Origin of the sequence: Streptomyces sp. NPDC059456 (genome assembly GCF_042750055.1) — a bacterium.
In the GTDB taxonomy this organism is placed as follows: domain Bacteria; phylum Actinomycetota; class Actinomycetes; order Streptomycetales; family Streptomycetaceae; genus Streptomyces.
Window position 1 is genome coordinate 1 of record NZ_JBHYVA010000511.1, and the last position, 6,242, is coordinate 6,242.

At 69.5% G+C, this 6,242-nt stretch carries 5 protein-coding genes; all 5 read right to left on the reverse strand.

Features of this window, described 5'->3' with window-relative positions; all coding sequences use genetic code 11:
- On the reverse strand, window positions 1-1,829 hold a 1,829-nt coding region (locus tag ACFXA3_RS31955; RefSeq protein WP_385192476.1), incomplete at its 3' end, for an IucA/IucC family protein.
- On the reverse strand, window positions 1,826-2,413 hold the full coding sequence (locus ACFXA3_RS31960; protein ID WP_385192478.1) for a GNAT family N-acetyltransferase: 588 nt from the start codon (window positions 2,411-2,413) through the stop codon (window positions 1,826-1,828). The genes ACFXA3_RS31960 and ACFXA3_RS31955, both read right to left, overlap by 4 nt.
- Window positions 2,410-3,711, reverse strand: a complete 1,302-nt coding sequence (locus ACFXA3_RS31965) for a lysine N(6)-hydroxylase/L-ornithine N(5)-oxygenase family protein (RefSeq protein ID WP_385192481.1) — start codon at window positions 3,709-3,711, stop codon at window positions 2,410-2,412. The genes ACFXA3_RS31960 and ACFXA3_RS31965 overlap by 4 nt, the downstream gene beginning before the upstream one ends.
- Window positions 3,695-5,176, reverse strand: a complete 1,482-nt coding sequence (locus ACFXA3_RS31970) for a pyridoxal phosphate-dependent decarboxylase family protein (RefSeq protein ID WP_385192484.1) — start codon at window positions 5,174-5,176, stop codon at window positions 3,695-3,697. Before ACFXA3_RS31970 ends, ACFXA3_RS31965 begins: the two co-directional genes overlap by 17 nt.
- Window positions 5,177-5,323: 147 nt before the next feature.
- On the reverse strand, window positions 5,324-6,242 hold a 919-nt coding region (locus ACFXA3_RS31975; protein WP_385192486.1), incomplete at its 5' end, for a siderophore-interacting protein.

A 6,242-nucleotide genomic window follows, 5' to 3' on the forward strand; every position in this document is an offset into this window, starting at 1 on the left:
GGCCGCGCTGGTTCCGTGTGTCCCCCCCCCACCCCCAACTTTTCACCCCGTGGGGATGCGTAGGGCGCGACGGGGTTCTTGAGGGTGCCGACCAGCTGGAGGGCGGCCGCCGGGTCGGCGAGGTCCACCATCTGCTTGTTGTTGCGCAGCTGGAGCCGGTTCAGGCAGGACAGCTGGAACTCCTCGGCGAACAGGTCGTAGCGGGTGAAACGTTCCGCCAGAGCCGGCATGGAGTCCTGGTAGGCGTGGCCGCAGTCCGCGACCGCCTTCCAGAAGGCTTCCTCCTCGCAGATGCCCTCGGTGGCCAGGATCGAGCCCAGGAAGCGGAAGAAGCAGTCGAACACGTCCGTGAAGATCGACAGGAGCTTCATGTCTTCCGGGATGTCGGCCTTGATCCGCTCGACCGCCGGCGGCAGGACCGCGTCCGGGTCCATGACCACGATCTCCTCGGCGATGTCCTTGAAGACCGCCCGCTTCACCACGCCGTTCTCGATGACGAGGATCGTGTTCTCGCCGTGCGGCATGTACGCCAGGTCGTACCGGTAGAAGCAGTGCAGCAGCGGGACCAGGTACGCCCGCAGGTAGTGGTGCAGCCACTCGGCCGGGGTCAGCCCCGACTCCTCGATCAGCGCGCCGACGAAGGACCTGCCCTCCGCGTCCACGTGCAGCAGCGAGGCCATGGTCGCCAGCCGCTCGCCCTCCTTCAGCGACTCCACCGGGGACTCGCGCCACAGGGCGGCCAGCATCTTGCGGTACGGCGAGTAGCGGTCGGTGGCACGCTCGTACTGGCGGTGGTGGTAGCCGATCGCCGCGCGCTCGCGGATGATCGAGAAGTCCACGGACCGCAGCACCTCGTCGCCCTCGATCAGCTGGTGCAGCCAGTCGTTGATCGCCGGGGTGGCCTCCATGTACGCGGCGGACAGCCCGCGCATGAAGCCCATGTTGAGCACCGAGATCGCCGTTTTGACGTAGTGCTTCTGCGGGGCGCTGGTGTTGAAGAAGGTACGGATCGACTGCTGCGCGAGGTACGCGTCCTCGCCCTCGCCGAGCAGCACCAGACGGCGGTTCGCGATCTCGGCCGCGAAGGTGACCGTGGTCTTGTTCCACCACTGCCAGGGGTGGACCGGCAGGAAGTGGTAGTCGGCCGGGTCCAGGTCCAGGGCGGACAGCTTGGCCTCGAACCCCGCGATGGCGGCCTCGCCCAGCTCGGCGCGCATGAACGCGTCGTGGTCCAGGCCCGCGCCGGCCGTGAAGGTGGAGACTTCCTTGCGGGCGGCCACCCACACCAGGTGGACGGGGCTCGCCGTCTCCGGGGCGTACGAGAGGTACTCGTGCACGCCGAAGCCCAGCCGGCCGTTGTTGGCCACGAAGCACGGGTGGCCCTCGGTCATGCCCGTCTCGACGTCCTGGAACGAGGACTTCGCCAGGACCGCCGCCGGGACCTGCGGCTTCGTGTACTTGAAGCCCGAGCCGGCCAGGGTCGAGGAGATCTCCTCCAGGTAGACCGGCAGGACCTCGGCGCTCAGACCCAGGGTCTCGCGCATCTCGATGTGGAAGTCGAGCGCGTCCAGCGGGAGCTCGGCGCCGTCCTTGAGCCGGGTGACCGAGGCCTCGTCCACCGCCCAGTGGTCCAGGGCGTGGCGGGCGGCGGTGAACCGGTACTCGACCGAGCCGTCGTCGCTCGACACCGAGTACGCCGCGTCGCCCAGCGGCTGCGGGGTCAGCAGGCGCTCGTGCGAGAACTCGGCCAGGGCCTTGCGGACCAGCGCGCGGTTCGCCCGGGCCCACAGCTCGGGGGAGAGGTGCGCGATCGCGTCGGTCAGGCTCATATCGACTCTCCCGTCAGGCCGGTGGCCGCCTCGAACTGCGCACGGGTGCAGAAGCTCAGCAGGGCGGTCTTCTCGGGCTTGCGCACCGGGCCGTCGGCGACGAAGCCGACGGCCTCGTTCAGGGCGTGCACCGCCGTGTTCTCCACGTCCGGCTCCACCACCACCCGCTCGGTCTTCGGGTCGGCGAACAGCGCGGCCATCACGGTGGTGATCACGGCGCGGGTGAACCCGTGCAGCGGCCGCTCGCTCGGCGCGACGAGGAAGTGCATGCCGACATCGCCGGGCTGCGCCTCGTACAGGCCGACCAGCTCCAGCCTGCTCGGGTCGTACTTCTCCATCAGGAAGGCCGGGCGGCCCTCGTGGAGGCCGATGAAGGCGTCGTGGTGCTCGGCCGCCGCGATCTTCATGTACTCGCGCTCGACGTCCGGCAGCGAGGCGTCCTGCATCATCCAGAAGGCGGCCTTGGGGTGCGTGACCCAGCCGTGGAGCAGCTCCGCGTCGGCGAAGGGGTCCAGCGGGCGGATCGCGAAGCTGCCGAGGACGTCGTCGCTGCGCGTGTAGAGGGTTTCGGTGGTGGTGCTCATGCGTGCATGCCTTCCGGGGCCGCGAACTGCTGGAACGCGATGGACTTCTCGACCTTGTAGTACTCGCGGCCGAGGAGTTCTCCGACGATGTACGCGTTGCGGTACGCGGCCATGCCCAGGTCGGGCGAGGTGATGGAGTGGTTGTGCACCGTGCCGTTCTGGAGGAACACCCCGCGGCCGGTCACGTCGATGCTGTAGTTGCGGGCCGCGTCCGGGCGGCCGTGGCCGTCGAAGGCGAGGCGGTCGCGCACCGGGTTCAGGAACTCCGGCAGCGTGAACTTGTAGCCCGTCGCGAGGACCAGGCCCTCGGTGGCGAGCGAGAAGTCGCGCTCCTGCTCCTCCTGGCGCAGCCCCAGCGTGTACGTGCCCGTGGTGGTGTCGTACGCCGCCGAGTTCAGCGAGGTGTTGGTCAGCAGGGTGGTGGGGACCGGGCCCGGCGAGCTGACCTTCTTCTGGTACAGCAGGTCGAAGATGGCGTTGACGAGCTCGCCGTCGATGCCCTTGAAGAGGTTCTTCTGCTGGGTCTCCAGCCGGTAGCGGGTCTCCTCGGGCAGCGCGTGGAAGTAGTCCACGTACTCCGGGGACGTCATCTCCAGCGTCAGCTTCGTGTATTCCAGCGGGAAGAACCGCGGGGAGCGGGTCACCCAGTTGAGCTGGTAGCCGTGCACGTCGATCTCGGAGAGGAGGTCGTGGTAGATCTCCGCCGCGCTCTGGCCGGAGCCGATGAGCGTGATCGACTTCTTCTGCTGGAGCTCCGCCTTGTTCTGCATGTAGGCGGAGTTGTGCGTGAAGTCGCCGCCCAGGCCGGCGCAGGCCTGCGGGAGATGCGGCGGGGTGCCGGTGCCCAGGACCAGGCGGCGGGCGCGGTGGGTCTCGCCGCGGTCGGTGTGGACCTCGTACACCTCGGCCCGCTCGTCGTACGTGACCTCCGTGACGGAGGTGGAGTACTGCACGTTGTCGAGGCGGTCGGCGGCCCAGCGGCAGTAGTCGTTGTACTCGGTCCGCAGCGGGTAGAAGTTCTCCCGGATGTAGAAGGAGTACAGCCGGTCCTTGTCCTTCAGGTAGTTCAGGAAGGAGAAGGGCGAGGTCGGGTCGGCCAGGGTGACCAGGTCGGACATGAACGGCGTCTGCAGGTGCGCGCCGTCCAGGAACATCCCGGCGTGCCACTCGAAGTGCGGCTTCGACTCGATGAAGAGTCCGTCGAGCTCGTCGATGGGCGCGGTCAGGCAGGCGAGTCCCAGGTTGAAGGGACCGAGGCCGATACCGATGAAGTCGTGGGGCTCAGTGGTGGACGGCAAGGGATTCTCCCAGGAACTGCTCGGCGTGTGCGGCGAGGAGGTCGAGGACGGCCGTGATGTCGGCCGTCGTGGTCTGCGGGTTGAGGAGGGTGAACTTCAGGTACTGGTCCCCGTCCACCTTGGTGCCGGCGACGACTGCCTCACCGGAGGCGAACAGCGCCTTGCGGGCGTGCAGGTTGGCCTCGTCGACGAGGTCCTTGCGGACGTCGCCTCCCGGCACGTAGCGGAAGACCAGGGTGGAGATCTGCGGGCGGACGACGACCTCGAAGCGCGGATCGGCGTGGATGATCTCCCAGCCGGCGGCGGCCAGGTCGATGACCTCGTCGAAGAGCGAGCCGAGTCCGTCGGCGCCCATGGTGCGCAGGGTCATCCAGAGCTTGAGCGCGTCGAAGCGGCGGGTGGTCTGGATGGACTTGTCGACCTGGTTCGGGATCCGCTCCTCCGCCATGCGGCGGGGGTTGAGGTAGTCCGCGTGGTACGTGGCGTGCTTGAGGGTGTCGCGGTCGCGCACCAGCATGGCGCTGGAACTGACCGGCTGGAAGAACGACTTGTGGTAGTCGACGGTGACGGAGTCGGCGTGCTCGATGCCGTCGAGGAGGTGCCGGCGGGTCGGGGAGACCAGCAGTCCGCAGCCGTAGGCGGCGTCCACGTGCATCCACGCGGAGTGCTCGCAGGCCAGGCGGGAGATCTCGGGGAGCGGGTCGATGGACCCGAAGTCGGTGGTCCCGGCTGTGGCGACGACGGCCATCGGGAACAGGCCCTCGCGGACGCAGCTCTCCAGCTCCAGGGCGAGCACGGAGGTGTCCATGCGGCGGTTGCGGTCGACCGGGACGGCGATGACGGCCTCGTAGCCGAGTCCGAGCATGGCGGCCGACTTCTTGACGCTGAAGTGGCTGGCCTCGGAGGTGAAGATGCGCAGCCGGGGCAGGACCTCGGACTTGGCGAGCGGACGGTCGCTGCCCTGCATGACCTTGCGGCAGGCCTCGTCGCGGGCCAGCAGCAGCGCGTGGAAGTTGGACTGGCTGCCGCCGGAGGTGAAGATGCCGTCCGCGTCCGGGCCGAGGCCGATGCGCCGGGCGGTCCAGTCGATCAGGCGGCGCTCGATGAGCGTGCCGCCGATGGACTGGTCCCAGGTGTCCAGGGAGGAGTTGACGGCCGAGAGGACGGCCTCGCCGAGGACGGCGGGGATGACGACCGGGCAGTTGAGGTGGCCCAGGTAGCGCGGGTGGTGGAAGTACACCGCGTCCCGCAGGTAGACCTCTTCCAGCTCGTCGAGGACGGCGGCCGGGTCTTCGAGCGGCCGGTCCAGGTCGATCCCGTTGATGACCGGGGCGAGTTCGTCGACGGATATCCCGGTGTGGGGGCGCCGCGTGGTCGCGAGTTTGGCGGCGACGCGCTCGACGCCTTCAGTGACGGAACGCCGGTAGAGGTCTGCGGTCGTCTCGTTCAGCAGATGCGAGCGCATCAACGGTCCTCCGGGCAGGTGGGGAGAGAGGGGGGCGGGGAAGGTGTTATTAGGTTAGCCTAACCTAACCTTCCCGCCAAATGGCGATGGGCCCCGGCCGGAAGCCGGGGCCCATCACTGGAGACCGTTGTGGAGAACGGGAGTTGACTACAGCTCGGACGCGGGGTCCTCGCTGGCGGCCCGACCCGCGTACGCCTCGGCGAGGAGCTCCTCCTCGCTCGCGCCCAGACGCCAGTAGCCGGTGAACCGCACCGCGCGCCGGTCGATGGAACGTTCCTGCACGAAGTGCCGGCGGACCGCCCGCACCGTGCCGGCCTCGCCCGCGAGCCAGGCGTACGGAGCTTCGGCGACCGGCGGTCCGGCCGCCCGGAGCACCTCCAGCACGCGCTCGGCGCGCTCCTTGCCCGTACCGCCCTCCCGCACGATCCAGGTGATGTCCGCGTCGGCGGGGGTCGTCAGGGCGAGCCGGTCGTCGGGGTGCGGGACCTCGAACCAGGCCGTGACCCGGGTGCCGGCGGGGAGCCGGTCCAGGATCGCGGCGGCGGCCGGGAGCGCCGTCTCGTCCGCGTACATCAGCAGCGCGTCGGTGGCGGCCGGCGGCTGGAACCGCACGGACTTGTTCTCCGCGACCGCCGGGCCGATCGCCATGATCCGGCGGCCGGTCACGGCCCGCCCGGCCCAGCGGGATGCGGGCGACGCATCCCCGTGCAGGACGAAGTCGATGTCGACCTCGTCCACGCCCTCGGGCGTGCGGCGTTGCTCGCGCACGGTGTACGAGCGCATCACCGGCCGGTCGGCGTCGGGCACCGCGCGCCAGGCGCCGAACCAGGTGTCCTCGTCGGTGGACGGGAGCACGGTGTGCTCCTCGTGCTCGGGCGGCAGGAAGAGCGAGAGGCTCTGGTCGCAGCCGCCCGAGCGGAAGCCCGCGAGGGACTCCCCGCCGAACGTGACCCGCAGGAACGAGTGCCCGAGCCGACGGGTGCGGAGCACTTCGAGTTCGAAGAACCGGAAGTGCGCGGCGGCCGGGACGGGGGGGGGGGGGGCGGGAGAAAGACCGCGAGCCGGC

Bases quoted from the DNA above. Each gene is read 5' to 3' on its own strand.
- ACFXA3_RS31960 (WP_385192478.1), bottom strand. From the start codon at position 2,413: ATGAGCACCACCACCGAAACCCTCTACACGCGCAGCGACGACGTCCTC.
- ACFXA3_RS31970 (WP_385192484.1), bottom strand. From the start codon at position 5,176: ATGCGCTCGCATCTGCTGAACGAGACGACCGCAGACCTCTACCGGCGT.